The 17,906-nt window shown below is 50.1% G+C and carries 14 protein-coding genes; 8 read left to right on the top strand and 6 right to left on the bottom strand.

Going from position 1 to position 17,906, the window contains the following annotated elements; translation table 11 throughout:
- Window positions 1–26: 26 nt before the first annotated feature.
- The 3 genes from L9P87_RS15270 to L9P87_RS15260 form a co-directional block, all read right to left on the bottom strand.
- Window positions 27–617: a YggT family protein gene (locus L9P87_RS15270; protein WP_237445623.1), complete on the bottom strand. Its 591-nt coding sequence runs from the start codon at window positions 615–617 to the stop codon at window positions 27–29.
- An 83-nt stretch (window positions 618–700) separates the two neighbouring features.
- On the bottom strand, window positions 701–1,528 hold the full coding sequence (gene proC, locus L9P87_RS15265) for a pyrroline-5-carboxylate reductase (RefSeq protein WP_290368528.1): 828 nt from the start codon (window positions 1,526–1,528) through the stop codon (window positions 701–703).
- 85 nt (window positions 1,529–1,613) lie between these two features.
- Complete coding sequence (locus tag L9P87_RS15260; RefSeq protein ID WP_237445622.1) at window positions 1,614–2,300, bottom strand: YggS family pyridoxal phosphate-dependent enzyme; 687 nt, start codon at window positions 2,298–2,300, stop codon at window positions 1,614–1,616.
- A 115-nt stretch (window positions 2,301–2,415) separates the two neighbouring features.
- Here L9P87_RS15260 and L9P87_RS15255 point away from each other — a divergent pair, with 115 nt between their 5' ends.
- Window positions 2,416–3,450 (top strand): type IV pilus twitching motility protein PilT, encoded by a 1,035-nt coding sequence (locus L9P87_RS15255; RefSeq protein WP_237445621.1) that lies wholly within the window; start codon window positions 2,416–2,418, stop codon window positions 3,448–3,450.
- A 51-nt stretch (window positions 3,451–3,501) separates the two neighbouring features.
- Entirely contained in the window at window positions 3,502–4,644 is a 1,143-nt protein-coding gene (locus L9P87_RS15250; RefSeq protein WP_237445620.1) for a PilT/PilU family type 4a pilus ATPase, read from the top strand.
- Between the two features lie 37 nt (window positions 4,645–4,681).
- Here the strand turns inward: L9P87_RS15250 and ruvX are convergent, their stop codons facing one another.
- The 3 genes from ruvX to gshB are packed head-to-tail and all read right to left on the bottom strand — an operon-like array spanning window position 4,682 to window position 6,964.
- Entirely contained in the window at window positions 4,682–5,101 is a 420-nt protein-coding gene (gene ruvX / locus L9P87_RS15245; protein ID WP_237445619.1) for a Holliday junction resolvase RuvX, read from the bottom strand.
- A gap of 8 nt (window positions 5,102–5,109) precedes the next feature.
- Window positions 5,110–5,988, bottom strand: coding sequence for a TonB family protein (locus L9P87_RS15240; RefSeq protein WP_237445618.1), 879 nt, complete (start codon window positions 5,986–5,988; stop codon window positions 5,110–5,112).
- A 19-nt stretch (window positions 5,989–6,007) separates the two neighbouring features.
- Complete coding sequence (gene gshB / locus L9P87_RS15235; protein ID WP_237445617.1) at window positions 6,008–6,964, bottom strand: glutathione synthase; 957 nt, start codon at window positions 6,962–6,964, stop codon at window positions 6,008–6,010.
- 232 nt (window positions 6,965–7,196) lie between these two features.
- On the opposite strand from gshB, the gene pilG reads away from it, so the two are divergent.
- The 6 genes from pilG to L9P87_RS15205 all read left to right on the top strand — a co-directional run bounded on the left by pilG (window position 7,197) and on the right by L9P87_RS15205 (window position 17,901).
- Complete coding sequence (gene pilG, locus L9P87_RS15230; RefSeq protein WP_237445831.1) at window positions 7,197–7,592, top strand: twitching motility response regulator PilG; 396 nt, start codon at window positions 7,197–7,199, stop codon at window positions 7,590–7,592.
- 67 nt (window positions 7,593–7,659) lie between these two features.
- Window positions 7,660–8,034, top strand: coding sequence for a twitching motility response regulator PilH (pilH, locus tag L9P87_RS15225; protein ID WP_237445616.1), 375 nt, complete (start codon window positions 7,660–7,662; stop codon window positions 8,032–8,034).
- A 19-nt stretch (window positions 8,035–8,053) separates the two neighbouring features.
- On the top strand, window positions 8,054–8,596 hold the full coding sequence (locus tag L9P87_RS15220) for a chemotaxis protein CheW (protein WP_237445615.1): 543 nt from the start codon (window positions 8,054–8,056) through the stop codon (window positions 8,594–8,596).
- 48 nt (window positions 8,597–8,644) lie between these two features.
- Complete coding sequence (locus L9P87_RS15215) at window positions 8,645–10,717, top strand: methyl-accepting chemotaxis protein (RefSeq protein WP_237445614.1); 2,073 nt, start codon at window positions 8,645–8,647, stop codon at window positions 10,715–10,717.
- Window positions 10,718–10,795: 78 nt separating this feature from the next.
- Entirely contained in the window at window positions 10,796–11,644 is an 849-nt protein-coding gene (locus tag L9P87_RS15210) for a CheR family methyltransferase (protein ID WP_237445613.1), read from the top strand.
- 29 nt (window positions 11,645–11,673) lie between these two features.
- A complete protein-coding gene (locus L9P87_RS15205; RefSeq protein WP_290368519.1) occupies window positions 11,674–17,901 on the top strand; it encodes a hybrid sensor histidine kinase/response regulator in 6,228 nt (2,075 codons plus the stop codon).
- Window positions 17,902–17,906: the final 5 nt, after the last annotated feature.

Genomic DNA, 17,906 nt, shown 5'->3' with positions numbered 1-17,906 from the left:
GCGGTGCTGCGTCTGTGCAAGCGCTGTTAGTTTAAGCCGATGATAATACCGGCGGGCATACCAGAGGCGACGGCGCCATGACGGATCATGATTTCCAACACGTTGATGCTGATAAAGACCAAGATGGGCGATAGGTCGAGGCCGCCCATATCGGGCAGAATACGCCGAAAGGGCGCCATGACCGGCTCGTTGACTTGATGCAGTAACGTCAGCGCCGGATGGCGGCTCTGGGGCGCCAGCCAGCTGAACACGATAGACACTAAAATAGTGATAAAAAACAATTTGGTAAACGCAGTCGCGACGCCGAGCAAAGACCAAATCAACAGCGAGATGGCCGGTGCCACGGCGCTGTAATTAATGTATAACAAGGCGCTGATGCCGATGGCCTGAACAATTAGAGCCAGTATTAATGAGGAACTATCGAGGCCGCCCATCGGGGGAATAAACCGGCGCATCGGCCGTAGCGGCGGGTTGGTGGCCTTGACGATAAACTGCGAAATTGGGTTATAGAAATCAGCCCGGGCCAGTTGCAGAAGAAAGCGCAGAATAACAATAAACAGATAAAAGGTAATCAGCGTGCTGGCGAGGTAGCCGGCGATTTCAGACACTGCGCCCATAATGGTCTCCGCAAAAAGATAGTAATGATATTCAATATGGGGGCGATATTCTAAATATCACCCCGTGTTTACTCTGCCGTGAACTATTTACCCAGCAATTCAGCCAGTTCGCTGGAGCGACGATTAGCGGCATTGAGTGCCGTGTCGACGACGTCTCTGAAGCCCTGCTGCTCGAAGCTGTTAATAGCGGCTTCGGTGGTGCCGGCTGGCGAGGTGACGCGACGGCGTAATTCGGCGGCATCGACATCACTGTTGCAGGCCATTTCTGCTGCCCCGAGAGCGGTTTGCAAGGTCAGTTGAGCGGCGGTGTCACGGCTGAGGCCCAGTTTCTCGCCGGCGTCGGTCATCGCCTCGATAAGTAGAAAGAAGTATGCCGGGCCAGAGCCTGAGACGGCGGTGACAGCATCGATCTGAGTCTCGCTGTCGACCCACAGGCTGATGCCGACAGCATCGAGCACGGCGCTGGTGGCGCGGCGTTGCTCGCTGCTGACATTGGTATTGGCAAACAGGCCGGTGGCGCCTCGTTTAACCAGTGCCGGTGTGTTGGGCATACAGCGAACAATGGCCTGGTCATCTCCGAGCCACTGCTGCAGGCTGCTGATCTCAATGCCGGCGACAATGGAGATAATCAGTGGCTTGCGCGCGGCAAAGCTGTTCTGCAGTGGCAGCAACACGTCTTTTAACACCTGAGGTTTTACCGCGAGCACAACAATATCAGCTTCGGCAATGGCGACGGTGTTGTCGGTGGTGGTGTTGACACCGAGAGCGGCAGCGTTGTCCAGACTGCCCTGGTAGGGGTCGGCGGCCCAAATTTTACTGGCCTGGTAACCCTGGCTGATTAAACCGCCAAACAGTGCGCTGGCCATGTTGCCGGCACCGATAAATGCAATTGTGTTGTCGCTCACGGCGATAATCCTCGAGTTAACTATCTCTATAATTGGCAAGCAGTTTACTGACTATTTGCTCGCATGTTAATTACTTCTCGGCGCCGGGGTATTAAACCGCGCGGGGGCCGAATATATCGGTGCCAACACGGACAATGGTGCTGCCCTCGGCGATGGCGGCCTCCAAGTCGCCACTCATGCCCATCGACAGGGTGTCGATACCATCGAAACGCTGCTGCAGTTGCCGATAGAGTTGGTAGCTGTTGGCAAAGGCTGACCGTTGTTGTTCTGGCTCGTTGCTGGCGGCAGGGATGACCATCAAACCGCGCAGTTTCACCCCGCTAAGGGCGGAAATCTTCTCGGCCAGCGAGATCAGCTCTGCTGGGGCGATGCCCGATTTACTCTCCTCGCCGCTGATATTGACCTGCAGACAAATATTCAGTGGCGGCAGTGTGGCGGGTCGCTGCTCGCTCAGCCGTTGAGCAATCTTCAAGCGGTCGACAGTGTGCATCCAATCGAAGTGTTCGGCGACGGCACGGGTTTTATTGGACTGCAGTTTGCCGATAAAGTGCCAGCGGCAGTGTTCAAGTGCCGTGGCGCTTATTTTGCCCAGGGCATCCTGAAGGTAGTTTTCACCGAAATCACGGCAACCCTGTTGGTAAGCCTCGGCAACCTCTTCAGGGCTTCGGGTTTTGCTGACGGCTAAAAGCTGAACCTCGTCACATTTTCGCCCTGACAATTGACAGGCATTGGCTATGCGCTCATGTACGAGATTGACTTTGTCTGCTATCTTGATCATTACGGTGATAACTCTCTATAAAATCTAACATTACCGGATTATAGCGCACAGTGAGTGAAGCTTGCTTGCTGGGCTCAGACATATCAATAAATAAAAGTGAAACGGTTTAACCGCTATGGATATTACTGAACTACTGGCCTTTAGTGCTAAGCAAGGTGCTTCTGATTTGCACCTATCTGCCGATCTACCGCCGATGATTCGCGTCGATGGTGACGTGCGACGTATTAATGTTCCTGCGATGGGGCATAAAGAGATTCACGGTCTAATTTACGAGATCATGAATGATAAGCAGCGCAAAGATTTCGAAGAGCATCTCGAAACCGATTTCTCCTTTGAGGTTCCCGGTGTCGCCCGCTTCCGTGTTAACGCCTTTAACCATAACCGTGGTGCCGGCGGTGTATTCCGTACCATCCCTTCTAAGGTTTTGACCATGGAAGACCTTGGCATGGGTAAGGTGTTTCAGCAAATTGCTGAGCAACCGCGCGGTTTGGTGTTGGTCACCGGCCCGACAGGCTCGGGTAAGTCGACCACGCTGGCAGCGATGATCGATTTTATCAACGACAATCGCTACGACCATATTTTGACCATCGAAGACCCGATAGAATTTGTGCACGAGTCTAAGAAATGCCTGGTGAACCAGCGAGAGGTGCACCGAGATACTCATGGCTTCGACAACGCATTACGCTCGGCGCTGCGTGAAGACCCCGATATTATCCTAGTGGGTGAATTGCGAGATTTAGAAACCATTCGTCTAGCCTTAACGGCGGCGGAAACCGGTCACCTGGTTTTCGGTACACTGCACACCACCAGTGCCGCTAAGACTATTGACCGTGTGGTTGATGTCTTCCCCGCGCAGGAAAAAGAGATGGTGCGCTCGATGTTGTCGGAATCACTGCAGGCGGTTATCTCGCAGACACTTTTGAAAAAGGTGAGTGGCGGACGTATTGCTGCCCACGAAATTATGATCGGCACGCCGGCAATTCGTAACCTTATTCGCGAAGGTAAGGTGGCGCAAATGTACTCTGCTATTCAGACCGGCGCCAATGTCGGCATGCAGACTATGGATCAGTGTTTAGAGGGGTTGTTAAAGAAAAATCAAATCACCCGTCAGATTGCTCGCGAACAGGCCAAGGTTCCCGCTAACTTCTAACAGTAGTGGTAGGTTGTAGGTCAGATAATATTGCGGTTTATGGAGTAACTCTTGGATATAGAAAAACTATTAAAACTAATGGTTGAGAAAGGGGCCTCGGACTTGTTTATCACTGCCGGTGTCCCGCCCTCGATTAAGGTACATGGCAAGGTTTTGCCAGTCACCACGAAGGCGCTGAGTCCCGAGCAAACACGAGAGACTGTGTTAGGTGTGATGAATGAGGGGCAAAAGCGTGATTTTGTAAATAACAAAGAGTGTAACTTTGCTATTTCTGCACGCGGTGTTGGCCGTTTCCGTGTCAGTGCTTTTTATCAGCGTAACCTTGCCGGTATGGTATTGCGACGCATTGAAACCCATATACCCATGGTGGAAGACCTCGGGCTGCCCGATATTATTAAAGACTTGGCCATGACCAAGCGAGGTTTGGTTATTTTCGTTGGTGCCACTGGCGCCGGTAAATCGACCTCTTTGGCCTCAATGATTGGGCATCGAAATCGTAATTCTAAAGGTCATATCATTTCGGTTGAAGATCCAATCGAATACATCCACCAGCATAAGGGGTGTATTGTCACTCAGCGTGAGGTGGGGATCGACACTGAGTCCTTTGAAGTGGCGCTAAAGAATATGCTGCGACAGGCTCCTGACGTCATCATGATTGGTGAGGTGCGAAGCCGCGAGACGATGGAGCACGCCATCACCTTTGCGGAGACGGGTCATCTTTGCCTTTGTACGTTACACGCTAACAATGCTAACCAAGCACTGGACAGGATATTGCACTTCTTTCCTGCGGATAGGCATCGGCAGCTGTGGATGGACTTGTCGTTAAACCTGCGTGGCATGATTGCACAGCAGCTGATCCCAACGCCGGATGGTAAATCGCGCAGAGCCTGTGTCGAGGTGCTGGTTAATACTCCGTTGGCCTCTGACCTGATTCGCAAGGGCAATGTACACGAGTTGAAAGAATTGATGGGGCGCTCGTCAGAGCAGGGTATGCAAACCTTTGACCAGGCGTTGTATGAACTCTATAACGAGGGTCAAATCACCTATGAAGACGCTCTGGCTTACGCGGATTCGGCGAATGATTTGCGATTGATGATCAAGCTGGGCAAGGACGGCGATGCCAGTGCGTCGCAGGTCGACTCTATCGCCGGTGGTTTGAGCCTGGAAGAAGAGTCCAGCGATAACCGCTTTTGATAGTGGCGCGGCGGCATGCCGCGTTACTGTTGTATTGTTAGGATTGTAAATTCAACCAGTCTTGTACAATAATCTGGGCGGCCACTGCATCGACGGTGTTGTCGCCGAAATCCCTTCTACCACTATGCTGAATTATCTGCCCCTTGGCCTCGTAGCTTGATAGTCGCTCGTCAACGGTGGTGACAGTGACGCCAAAGCGGCCGTGAATACGGTTGGCAAATTTCTTTGCCCGGTTTGACATATCCGATGCGCTGCCATCCATATTTAGCGGCAGGCCTACGATGACAAGGTCGGGCTGCCACTCGTCGAGTAACTGCTTCACTTGCTGCCAGTTGGGCTGACCATCCTGTGCCTTTAATATTACCAAGGGGGTGGCTGTGGCGGTGATGGTTTGACCACTGGCTACGCCGATATGTTTAAGGCCATAATCAAAGCCAAGCACTGTTTTTATCGTCATATTTCGTTTTAGCCGCGTGAGGTGAGGTGGTCTTGGCTAAACTGCCAGGTTCGTATGATTTCTAACAGGTCTGCTTTTTGGCGCATTTCGTTATTAAATGGCTCGAACGGGGCTGACATGCGAACACTGCGAATCGCTGCGGCATCAAGAATCGCTTGACCTGAGGATTTAGCTACCTCAATGCTGTGGATGGTGCCGTTGGGTTTAAGAGTAACGACTAACAGGACATCGCCTTCGATATCGCGCTGCTTAGCGGCGGCAGGGTAGTTCTCGTTACCAATTTGCTCGACCTTTTGCTGAAATTTATATTGATACTGAGCATCAATGCTGGAGCGAGTAGAAACCGAGGTGATGCGATGAATACGTGGTCGCTTGGCATAGGCTTGGCGATTGCTGTCTATTCTGGCGTTGAGGCTGGCAATATCTTGATTAAGTTGTTCGTCAGAGAGCTGTTTCTGGTGCTGCTGCTCTTCGAGCTGCTGTTCGAGGGGGGCTAAATTAATGGTGTAGCTGCTTTCCCCGAGGGTGGTGATGTACTGACTCTCAATATTCGGCGCTAAGGTATCACTACGTTGTTGCGCAGGCTGTCCGGTATCCTTGATTTCTAGGTCGTTATACAGTGCAGTTTGGCGAGTAGTCAGCTCTGCTTTCTCATCGAGAGTACCAGAGCCCTGCTGATTGTGTTGAGCAATATAATCAGCTTCCTCTGGTGTCGAAGTGCTGTTGTGCATTGACAGGGTGATTTCGAGAGTTGATGCGCTATTGGTGCTTGGTGTGTTGCTGAAGCTGACGCCAAGGATAACAATGGCGTGCACCGCAACGGCTAAGAACAGGGTGAAGCTAATCCGGTCTGAGCTGCTTTGACTATAGAGGTTCTGTGCTGCCATTGTATTACCGCGTACCTTCTTATTTATGAACGAGTTGTTGTTCTATGGCGTCCATTAGTTGGCCGCCAATGTCGAGATTGTAATGACTGTCTAACTCCCGGATGCAGGTAGGGCTGGTCACGTTAATTTCAGTTAAGTAGTCGCCAATGACATCTAGACCGACAAATAATAAGCCTTTCTGCTTTAAAGTGGCAGCGACTTGTTGGCAAATCCAGCGGTCTCTATCGGTAAGGGGTTGCGGCACACCACGGCCGCCTGCAGCAAGGTTGCCACGGGTTTCGCCTTTGGCGGGCACTCTGGCAAGACTGTAGCTAACCGGCTCACCATTAACCAATAGAATGCGCTTGTCACCCTGGCTGATCTCAGGGATAAATTTTTGCGCCATAATGCTTTGTTGGCCATAGCTGGTTAAAGTTTCCAGGATGACATTCAGGTTGGGGTCGCCAGGTTTAACACGAAAGATCGCAGTGCCTCCCATGCCGTCAAGCGGTTTGAATATGACATCGTTGTGTTCCGCGTAAAATGCCTTAAGCAAATCGGCGTTGCGGCTGACCATTACCGGCGGACAGCACTGCGGGAACTGAGTGGCAAAAATCTTCTCGTTGCAGTCGCGAAGGCTTTGAGGCTTGTTAACAACTAACACCCCCTGTTGTTCGGCGGCTTCGAGAATGTAGGTCGAGTAAATATACTCATTGTCAAATGGCGGATCTTTGCGCATTAGAATGACGTCGATATCTTGCAGTAAGACTGTTTCGGCGGCGGCAAGGGTACAATAATTAGCCGGATCATAGCTGATGTTGGTGACCTGCTGGCATAGTGCTTTGGCAGCTCCTTGATCGAGGTAAAGATCCCCTTGCTGTATGTAATAGAGCTCCCAGCCTTTACGCTGAGCAGCGGCTAACATTGCCAGTGTGCTGTCTTTTTTTACATTGATGCTGAGGATGTCATCCATCACTACTGCAAGCTTGGTGGTCATGGTAAATACCTTTAATAATCAGAGGTTGTTGCTGGTACTAATATAGTTAATTACAACACATGGGTCATCAGTCGTGAACAAAACCACTCTATTGGGATTAACATGGCTCTATAATAATCCGTCGGATGTAGATTGCATTAGTAATCTGTGTTAAAAATAAATGTAATATAGCCTGCAAGCAGATTTGTGCATGGTTATAATTAAAAGAATAAATATAGTTAGGGTTGTCTTAATGGGTGTTAACTTCGAAGATTTAAAGGTTATGGTGATAGATGATAGTAAAACTATCCGCCGTACCGCAGAGACTTTGTTAAATAAGGTCGGGTGTACTGTCATTACCGCAACCGATGGTTTTGATGCGTTGGCAAAAATAGCTGATACCAGACCTGACATTATCTTTGTCGATATTATGATGCCTCGTCTCGATGGCTATCAAACCTGTGCGCTTATAAAAAATAACAATGAGTTCAAGTCAACGCCAGTAATCATGCTGTCGAGTAAGGACGGCTTATTCGACAAGGCAAAAGGCCGCATTGTAGGGTCCGATCAATACCTAACAAAACCTTTTAGTAAGAACGAGTTGCTTGGCGCTATTGAAAACCACGTTGGTGAAAAAGCGCTGGCATAAGCATAGTATTTCGGATTTAAACAATAGTATTTCGGATTTAAACAATAGTAGTACCGGAGAATTAAGCATGGCACGAGTGTTAATTGTAGATGACTCACCAACAGAAACTATGAAGATGAAGTCAATTCTTAGCCGTCACGGCTTTGAGGTGTTGGAAGCTGAAAATGGTGAAGATGGCGTGGCCAAGGCCAAGCAAGAGAAGCCAGATTTAGTGCTGATGGATATTGTTATGCCGGGCATCAATGGCTTTCAGGCCACCCGTCAGCTTAGCCGTAACAACATCACCAGTCATATCCCTGTTGTTATCGTAACAACCAAAGATCAAGAGACCGATCGTGTCTGGGGCGCAAGACAGGGTGCCAAAGGTTACTTGACTAAGCCGCTGGAAGAAAAGCTGCTTATGAATACCATCAAAGACGTGCTGGCTAGCGCCACAATTTAAAGAACTAGGTGACGCCAGCATGAACAATACCCAGGAGCCATTTGCTTTATTATCGGCTATTGCCCAGCGCAGTGCTGAGTCTGCTGCGGGCTTGCCTGCACAGCAAGATATTCAAACCTACTGGAGTGGTGTCGGCTTTACTTTAGGCGGGGTGAAAATGGTAGCCCCGATGGCCGAAGTGGCTGAAATGTTAGTGTTGCCAGAAGTGACACGCATGCCGGGGGTCCAACCTTGGGTAAAAGGCGTGGCAAACGTGCGCGGTAGATTGCTTCCCTTGATCGATCTCAATCAGTTTTTTGACGGGGATAAGGTGACCACCAGCAGAGAGCGTCGTGTGTTGGTGGTAGAAAAGGGTGAGCTTTATACTGGCCTGGTTGTTGATAAAGTTTTTGGTATGCAGCACTTTCCGGCAGATAACTTTGCCGATGAAATTGTTGAGGATGCGGCCGAGTTTAGTGAATTTCTCGTCGGTTCGTACATCGTGAATAATGAGGCATGGGCTGTTTTCAGTCCATTTTTGTTAGCGGCTGATGGGCATTTCTCAAATGCTGCGGCCAGTTAGATATAGACATAAAAATACTTAAAATGAGTACTGTCGGGGATCGGGGGCATGAGTAATACTAAAAAAACGGCCAATGCGTCAAAAGCATCGGGAATTTCAGGGCTAACAGTCCTGCTTGTTCTTTTGATTGTCGCGTTTATGGGTGTTGGCTATAAGGTGATTCAGCAGGTAGGTGATGAGGCTAGTTACTTAGAATCTACTGGTGATTTGCGCGTGTTGTTGCAGCAGATTGCAACATCATCGCGTGAAGCCACAGAAGGCGTGGAGTCGGCGTTTGATAAGCTGAAAGATGCGCGTGGTGAGTTTAAGGCGACATTGTCGAAGTTGACCAGTAGTGGCTCAGATAGCGACTTGTTGGCAGCCAACTTATCGGAGATTAATCAGGTATGGAAAATGCTTGATGAATCTTCGATGACCATCGTTGACAACCGTGATCGTATCCTGCTTTTGCATGAGGTTGCCGATACGCTTAACGAATCGGTTCCCGCGGTACAGGCCGAATATGAAAACGTTGTTGAGATCATGCTCGACACCAACGCCGATGCAGAATCTACCGTTCAGGCTCAGGGGCAAAGTTTGTTGATGGAGCGAATCGCTCGTAACGTCGATAAAATGCTAGAGGGTCGTGTTGACGCGGTAGAGGCGGCTGATCAGTTTAGCCAGCAAGCCATTCTGTTCCGTGCAGTACTAACAGGAATGCTAGAGGGCAACCGTTCTCTGCGTATTACCAAGGTAAAAGACCCCGACGCTCTAACAAGCTTGCAAGAAATTGTTGAACTATATGGCTTTGTATCGGACTCGGTTGATGAAATCGTATTGGCCTCGCCAGACTTGGCGCTTGCACGAAAGGCTGCAGAGCAAATCATTAACGGCGAGAGCCAGATGCAGCTTGCTATTGCGGATCTAGTAACGGCTATTGGTGGCTTGGATAGCAGTCGTGCTATCAACCCACAAACCCTCGCCGGTATCGGCGCTGCAATCTTGATTCTACTTGCCATTATGGGTATGGGTAGTTCGCGTAGAACATCGCAACAGTTAGTGGAAGAGAACGAAACCAACGAAACTAACCAGACAGCAATCCTGCGTTTGCTAGATGAGCTGGCTGACTTGGCTGATGGTGACTTGACGACGACTGCGACAGTATCGGAAGATTTTACCGGCGCCATTGCCGACTCTATCAACTTCACCATTGACCAATTGCGTATTCTTGTATCGCAGATTAACGATACCGCGGTAAGAGTATCATCGGCTGCGGAAGAAACTCAGGGTACGGCACTGCACTTAGCAGAGGCTTCTGAGCACCAAGCGCAAGAGATTGCCGGAGCATCAGCCGCGATTAATGAAATGGCTGTGACCATCGACCAAGTATCGGCTAACGCCTCTGAATCAGCTTCGGTTGCCGACAGGTCGGTAAAAATTGCTAACTCTGGCGCCGAAGTGGTACAGAATACTATCCACGGGATGGATACTATTCGTGAGCAGATACAGGATACGGCGAAACGTATTAAGCGATTGGGTGAATCGTCGCAGGAAATCGGAGATATCGTATCGTTGATCAACGACATCGCCGACCAGACCAACATCTTGGCACTTAACGCGGCAATCCAGGCATCGATGGCCGGTGATGCTGGTCGAGGCTTCGCGGTTGTTGCCGATGAAGTACAGCGATTGGCGGAACGTTCTTCGAATGCAACCAAGCAGATTGAAGCACTGGTTAAGACGATCCAGTCTGACACCAACGAGGCTGTAATCTCGATGGAACAAACCACCTCTGAGGTTGTTCGAGGCGCACGTCTGGCGCAGGATGCTGGTGTTGCACTGGAAGAGATCGAGAGTGTATCGAGCAGCTTGGCTGAATTGATCCAGAACATCTCGAACGCTGCGAGACAGCAGGCTGCATCAGCGGGTCACATTTCTAATACGATGAACGTTATCCAAGAAATTACCTCGCAGACATCTTCTGGTACCACAACCACAGCAACGTCGATCGGTAACCTGGCTGTTATGGCCGTCGATCTTCGTGAGTCGGTTGCTGGTTTTACCTTGCCAGAAGAAGAGATGGAGCTTGGTGCAGAGTTGCCAGAGCTGTCTCGGCCAGCGGATGAGTTGCAGCCGGTTTAACCCGTGCTGCAATCGTCGTTGTTTAAATGATGTTTTTGCTTTTTTTTCGCAACGCTTTAACAAAGGGGCGATAGTGCTTTGAGTTGGGCGTTGAAATCGCAGCCAGACTTAACTGACAATCAGTTTAGGCGCTGGCAGCAGCTGCTAGAGAGCCGTACAGGGATTTACCTGGGTGGCCATAAGTCAATTTTACAGGCCGGGCTACTCAAACGAATGAGGCAGCTTGGCTGTGACTGTTATGATCAATATTTACAACAGGTTGATAGCGTAGAGCGCAGTTCCATTATTGAATGGGGTGAGTTGCTTAACAGCCTGACGGTACAAGAAACACGTTTTTTCAGAGACCCTGCGGCATTCATTACTGTGCAAGAATATCTTGAACAGCAGATTACACAGGGTAACGTAGAAGAGTCGTTAGAATTGTGGAGCGTAGGGTGCTCTTCCGGGGAAGAGGCCTACAGTTTGGCTGTTACCGCGGCAGAGGCTGTTCGTGCTACCTCGACAGATACATTTTTTGGGGTAACCGGTACAGATATTAGTAACAGTGCCATTGCCAGTGCAGAAACAGCAGTTTACAAGCAGACACAATTACAAATAATAGAACCATCATTGCGCTATCGGTACTTCAGGCCAATAGCAAAGGGTCAGTATCAAGTAGTACCGGCTGTTCAAAGCAGAGTATGTTTTAGCCGATCCAATATTAGCTTGGTAGAGCAGCTCCCTAAAATGATGATGGATGTCATTTACTGTCAGAATATGTTGATATATTTCAAGCAGGAGGGGCGTACTTCAGTCCTCAATGCACTGTTTGAAAGACTAAAACCCGGTGGTTTGTTAATTACCGGTCCCGGCGAGAGCCAGGGGTGGTGCCACGCCGGCGTTAGACGGATAGATAATAACCGCGTCGAAGGCTATATCAAGCTGTGACGAATTGAGAAAAAAGGGCTTTGTGGGTGATGGCTAAAAGTCGAGATTATGTAGCATTAGAATGGGTTTCTGTTGAGATTGTAGAGACGCTAAAGCAGGCTAAGCAAGCACTTGAGGCCTATGTTCAAAATCCTCAAGACCGCTCGCAGTTACGCTTTTGTCTAACCTACGTGCACCAGGTCTATGGTACCTTAAGCATTGTTGAGTTTAGTGGCGCAGCACTGTTTGCCGCAGAGCTCGAGGCCTTAATTCAGTCGTTAGTGGATGAAACCACCACGGGTGAACGTGAAGCACTGGTCGCATTAATGGCGGGCTTATTGCAATTGCCCCCTTATTTACAGCGTTTAAAAATTACCCACAGCGACTCCCCTAGTGCAATATTGCCCATATTAAACGATATGCGCCGAGTACGTGGCGAGGATGACCTGGCCGAATACAGCCTGTTTTATCCCGACTTAACTGGTCTCAAGCTAAGTGCCAACAAATCATTGAAGCTACCCGAGGATGAGTTTGTCGAGCTGGTTGATAAGCTTCGGCAAATGTTCCAGATAGCCTTTGTTGGTATTGTCAGGGATAAGAAGCTGGGTAAAAACCTACAGTATTTGGCCAAGGTCTGTCAGCGCTTGCGCGTGCTTGCTTTAGGGAAAAAACATGAGCCGCTGTGGTTGGTGTCACTGGCTCTAATAGAGGGGATTGCTGGTCGCAAGATTGCACCCAGTGCCGGTGTTAAAACCTTGTTAAAGCAGATTGATAGCGAGCTAAAAGGTCTGGTTGAACAAGGGCCGTCCTATATGGATAGCGCTGTTAACGAAGAGTTATTGCGACACTTCTTATACTTTGTCGCCACCGCCGATGGCGATACGCCATTGATTAAAGAACTCCGTATTAGTTGCAGCCTCGATGAAGCTTTGCCTGCGAGTTATGAAAACTTTGTTGCCCTGCCCGATCAAGATGCCATGGAGTCGGTTATCGATGCGCTGTTGGAAGAGCTGGCAGCAGTAAAAGATTTTATCGATATTTTTGTTCGCAACAACGATGACAATCTCGAAATTTTAAAACCAGCGCAGCCTATTCTTAAGCGTGTTTGCGATACCATGGAGCTGTTGAGCTTTGACGAGCCGCTGAAAACCCTGCGTGAACAATTGGCGATTCTCACTGATTTTATCAGCAACGGCGGTGAGGTTGAGCTACTGCAGGCTATGGCTTCCTATGTCATCTCTGTTGAGAGTGCACTTGGGCAGTATATCCAGAGCAATGGTTGCTCAGTATCTAAGACCGAGGCTGAACTGCACTTTGATCAAGCCACTGAGACCGTGGTACGCGAAGTATGCAGCCTGCTAGAGCAGGTGAAAGAGTCGATAGTTGAATATGTCGCCGACCAATACAATGCGGATCATTTAGCCAGTGTCCCCGCTATTTTGTCCGCCGCTGCCGGTGCGCTTACCCTCAGCTCGTTCGATAAAGTCGCAGCCGCAGTTGAGGCTTGTGAGCACTGTGTAAACACCTCGCTGTTAAATAATAATATTAGAGATATTCAGCAGCTTGATGCGCTGGCGGATGCGATTACCAGTATCGATTATTATCTAGAACGACTGCTGGAAGATTTCGATGGCGCCGATAACAGCAGCATTCTGCAATTTGCAGAAGAGAGCTTACTGGGCTTGGGCTATCAGTTAAGTGATGGCCTGATTGTCATCCCAGAAGAGCTGGCCATAGTGCCGGCGGCGGAGCCTCAGTTACTGTCAGAGATCGAGTCACATGAAGGCTTATCGGCAGAGTTGGAAAATGGAGTCACCGATGCCATCGACGAGTTTATCGGTGATGACTTGCCAGCCCCTGAGGATGAACTCTTGGCGCAGGATGATCAACCTGCTGCGGTTGAGGCACTGCTGGTCGAAACAGAGAGTTCTGACGCGGCGTCAGCGGCAACAACCACAGAAAGTGAATCTATTGAAGAAGATGAAGACGAGATAGATCCTGAGATCTTAGAAATATTTGTCGAAGAGGCTGAGGAAGTACTTGAAACCATCAACCAATGGTTGCCTGCATGGTCAACCGCCGGTCCGGATGAAGAGGGGCTGATCGAGGTTCGACGAGCCTATCACACCCTCAAAGGCAGCGGTCGAATGGTTGGCGCTGAAACTATCGGTGAGCTTGCCTGGTCTATCGAGTCTCTGCTTAATCGAGTTATAGAAAAGTCAATTGAACTCGATGCAGTACGCATTGAATTAATCACAACGGTAACGGCGATGATGCCGCCAATGGTAACAGCTTTTGAGCAGCGAAAAGATGTTAACAAGGCCGTTGTTCAGCAGGCAATTAGCCTGGCGACCGAATTACAGCAAGCAAGTGCCTCGGTCGATCTCAGCACCTTGAACAGCAATAATATCAACCTGGTGGCCGCAGGCAATATTGAGACTACCACTGCGGAAGTATCGGCAGTCGAGGATGAGATTGAGTCGCAGGCCTCCCTGGCAGCAGACGCTGTCGATGAGGAACAGGTGCTGTTACTCGATATATTTGCCCAGGAAGCGGCCACGCACCTCGATACTATTCAAAGCTATATTGCCGATGCATTAGAAAGTGTGGATCCACGGTTTGTTACCAACGATTTGCAACGAGCCTTGCATACGCTTAAAGGCAGCGCCCATATGGCCGATGTCTCGTCGATAGCAACGATGGTAGGCCCGGTTGAGAAATTGATCAAAGGTATGCAGTCGACACGGGTCAGAGCCAACGAATCGGTATTGAGCGTGCTGCAGACAACGGCTAATTTAGTCCAGCAGGGCCTCAATTTGCTGCCGCAACAACCCTCTGCGGCGCTGAGCGGCAGCGAACAGTTGCTAAGTGATGTTGCCGAGTTAACCGATCAATTGTTGACCGACCCTCATCTGAACAATGTCGAAGAAGATGTAATCGACCCCGAGATGCTCAGTTTGTTAATGACTGAGGGCATGGACTCCTTGTCTGATGCAGAGGATCTGCTGATGTCAGACTCCTTGGTGATAGAGTCCGTCGCCGTTATCTCGGCATCCCTGCAGCCCTTTATTACGATTGCCGAAAAGTTACAATTCAGCCCGATGACAGCCCTTGCTGAGGTTGTTGTCAAAGCCGGTGATGTCGCCAGCGAGGCGAATTTAGACAGTTACAAAGCCCATGGCGAGCAGGCTCTATCGGCAATTATTAGCATGATGGATTGCGTGGCTGCGAGCATGGATATTGCGCCACAGGAAGAATTAATCGCCAGTATTGAACAGTGGTGTGAGCAACAACTGGCCTCAGCGAATGAGCCTGAATTGTTGCCCGAAAGCGATGTGGCACCAGAGATTATTATTGATCTACCGGATGAACTCGACTTTGCTAATGCTACGTCAGAAGCGGAATCGTTGGCTGCCGAGGATGAGCTTGAGCATGAATCTGAGTTGCTTGAACTCGCAGATGCTATTGAATTGGCCGGTGAGAATGCAGTCGAAGACAGTGCGCTGAATGACCAGAATATTGATCAAATTGACGATTTCACCGTTGCCTCTGAGCCCCTCGATGAGCAAGCTTTCTTCGCCGAAGTAGCCGAAGTAGCCGAAGTAGCCGAAGTAGCCGAAGTAGCCGAAGTAGCCGAAGTAGCCGAAGTAGCCGAAGTAGCCGAAGTAGCCGAAGTAGCCGAAGTAGCCGAAGTAGCCGAAGTAGCTTCCAGTCCCTATGACAGTGATGACGACGATGATGAAGTCGATGCCGAGATTCTCGAGATTTTCATCGAAGAAGCCGGCGATCTACTGGAGGGTATCGATGAAACGCTGCAGCAGTGGGCCGACGATATCAATAACACCGTCGCCATGCCAGAGATGCTGCGTCTTTTGCACACTCTCAAGGGTGGTGCACGCTTAGCCGGTATTGCTGAACTCGGTGATTTGAGTCACGATTTTGAAACCTATGTCATCGAGGTCGATGGTGTTAACGGCGTCAATGAAACCGCATTAGCAGAGTTTCAGTCCTACCAAGACCGTATGCAGACGGCAATGGATCACATACTGAATCCACAGCTGTCACCTGCGCCGACACCTGAACCAATGGCTGCGGCTAGCCAGCCGGTAGTTGAACAGCCAGAGGTCGTTGAGGCTGACTCAGCCGAGACGACAGATGACGTGTTAGTGGCTGATGCTGAGCTCATTACTCCGCTGGAACCAACCGAAGCGGAGGCGGAAAGTTCCCCGATTATTATCGAGCCGGATGAACAAGAGCTGACACCGCTGACACTGGTTGAAGGTGACTTGGGCACTGTTGAACCTTCTGCTCCCGATAACGTTGTGCCATTCAGTACGCCTAGCAATATGGTGCCACTGCCGGCAAAACGCAGCGGTATCGCCAATATTAATAGTGGCGTCGCCGGTAATACCCTGCAGGCGGAATCGATGGCCCAGGCCAAGGCACCGCAGGAAGTGATTAAGGTTTCGGCACAATTACTTGAAGAGCTGGTTAACCTTGCCGGTGAAACCACTATCGCTCGTGGTCGTGTTGAGGAGCAAGTGTCCGATATCTCCTACGCCATCGATGAGATGGAATCGACCATTGACCGATTACAAGATCAGCTACGACGTCTCGATGTTGAGACCGAGGCACAGATTTTATTCCGCCAGGAGCAAATGGAAAGCTCGGGTATGGAAGAGTTCGACCCACTGGAAATGGACCGCTATACCGCCTTGCAGCAACTGTCTCGATCGTTGATTGAATCAGCCTCGGATATTGCCGATATCAAGGGCACTATCTTTGATAAGGCGCGAGATATTGAAACGTTATTGTTGCAGCAGTCGCGGGTAAATACCGATTTACAAGAAGGTTTGATGCGCTCGCGCATGGTACCGTTCTCCCGGATGGTGCCCAGGCTCCGTCGTATTGTTCGCCAGGTAAGTAGCGAGCTGGGCAAGAAGGTGAACTTCGTCCTCGATAATACCGAGGGTGAAATGGACCGCATCGTACTTGAAAGAATGGTGGCGCCGCTGGAGCATATGCTGCGTAACGCCATTGACCACGGTATTGAATCTGCCGATCGCCGTCTCTCCGCCGGTAAGGCCGAGGAGGGGAATATCGTGATCGCCATGGCTCGTGAAGGTGGCGAGGTTGTCATTCAAATCTCCGATGACGGTGCCGGTATAGATCTCGATGTTATCCGACGCAAGGCCATCGAGCGTGAGCTGATGTTGCCTGAGGCAGAGTTGAGCGATAAAGAAGTACTGCAGTTTATTTTAAGCTCTGGCTTCTCGACCGCGAAGGAGGTAACGCAGATATCGGGCCGTGGTGTTGGCATGGATGTGGTGCACTCTGAGATCAAACAGTTGGGCGGTGTTGTCGACATTGACTCCAACTTTGGCGGCGGCACTCAGTTTACCGTGCGCCTACCGTTTACGGTGTCGGTTAACCGTGCCTTGATGGTGCGAATTGACAGCGATATTTACGCCATCCCGCTGAATACTATCGAGGGTGTGGTACGTGTCAGCCCCTTCGAGCTTGAGGCTTATTATCAGCCCGATGCACCGCTGTTTGAATACGCTGGTCAGCCCTATAACCTGCGTTATATGGGCTCACTGTTACACACTCAACCCAAACCCAACCTCGAGGGTCAGACCGCACCATTACCGGTGGTGTTGGTACGCGGTGCCGATCACTCGGTTGCGATTCAGGTTGACGCCTTATTAGGTTCGCGTGAAATCGTGGTTAAAAACCTGGGTGCCCAGTTTGCCATGGTACAGGGTTTAACCGGTGCCACCGTGCTCGGTGATGGTTCGGTTGTTGTCATCCTTGATTTGATGGCGATGATTCGTGCCGATGTTTCCCGCGGCTACGATATGTTGGCGTTGGAAGAGCAGAAGCAGGCCAAGGCGGCAGAGGCTTCGGCGCTGACGGTGATGGTTGTCGATGACTCGGTGACAGTGAGAAAGGTTACCTCGCGCTTCCTCGAGCGTAACGGTATGTCGGTATTGTTGGCCAAAGATGGTGCCGATGCGATCCGTCTGTTGATCGATCACAAGCCCGATATTATGTTGCTCGATATCGAAATGCCCCGTATGGATGGCTTTGAAGTAGCCAGTCGAATCAAGCATAACGACCGCCTGAAAGACATTCCGATTATTATGATTACCTCGCGTACCGGTGATAAGCACCGCGAGAGGGCATTCTCTCTGGGTGTCGATCGTTACCTCGGTAAGCCATATCAAGAAGCCCAGCTGCTTGAAACCATGGCCGAACTGGTAACTTTACCGGAATAATCAGC

It is taken from the genome of Sinobacterium norvegicum (assembly GCF_923077115.1).
In the GTDB taxonomy this organism is placed as follows: domain Bacteria; phylum Pseudomonadota; class Gammaproteobacteria; order Pseudomonadales; family Sinobacteriaceae; genus Sinobacterium; species Sinobacterium norvegicum.
This window is presented reverse-complemented; position numbering and strand designations above follow the sequence as displayed.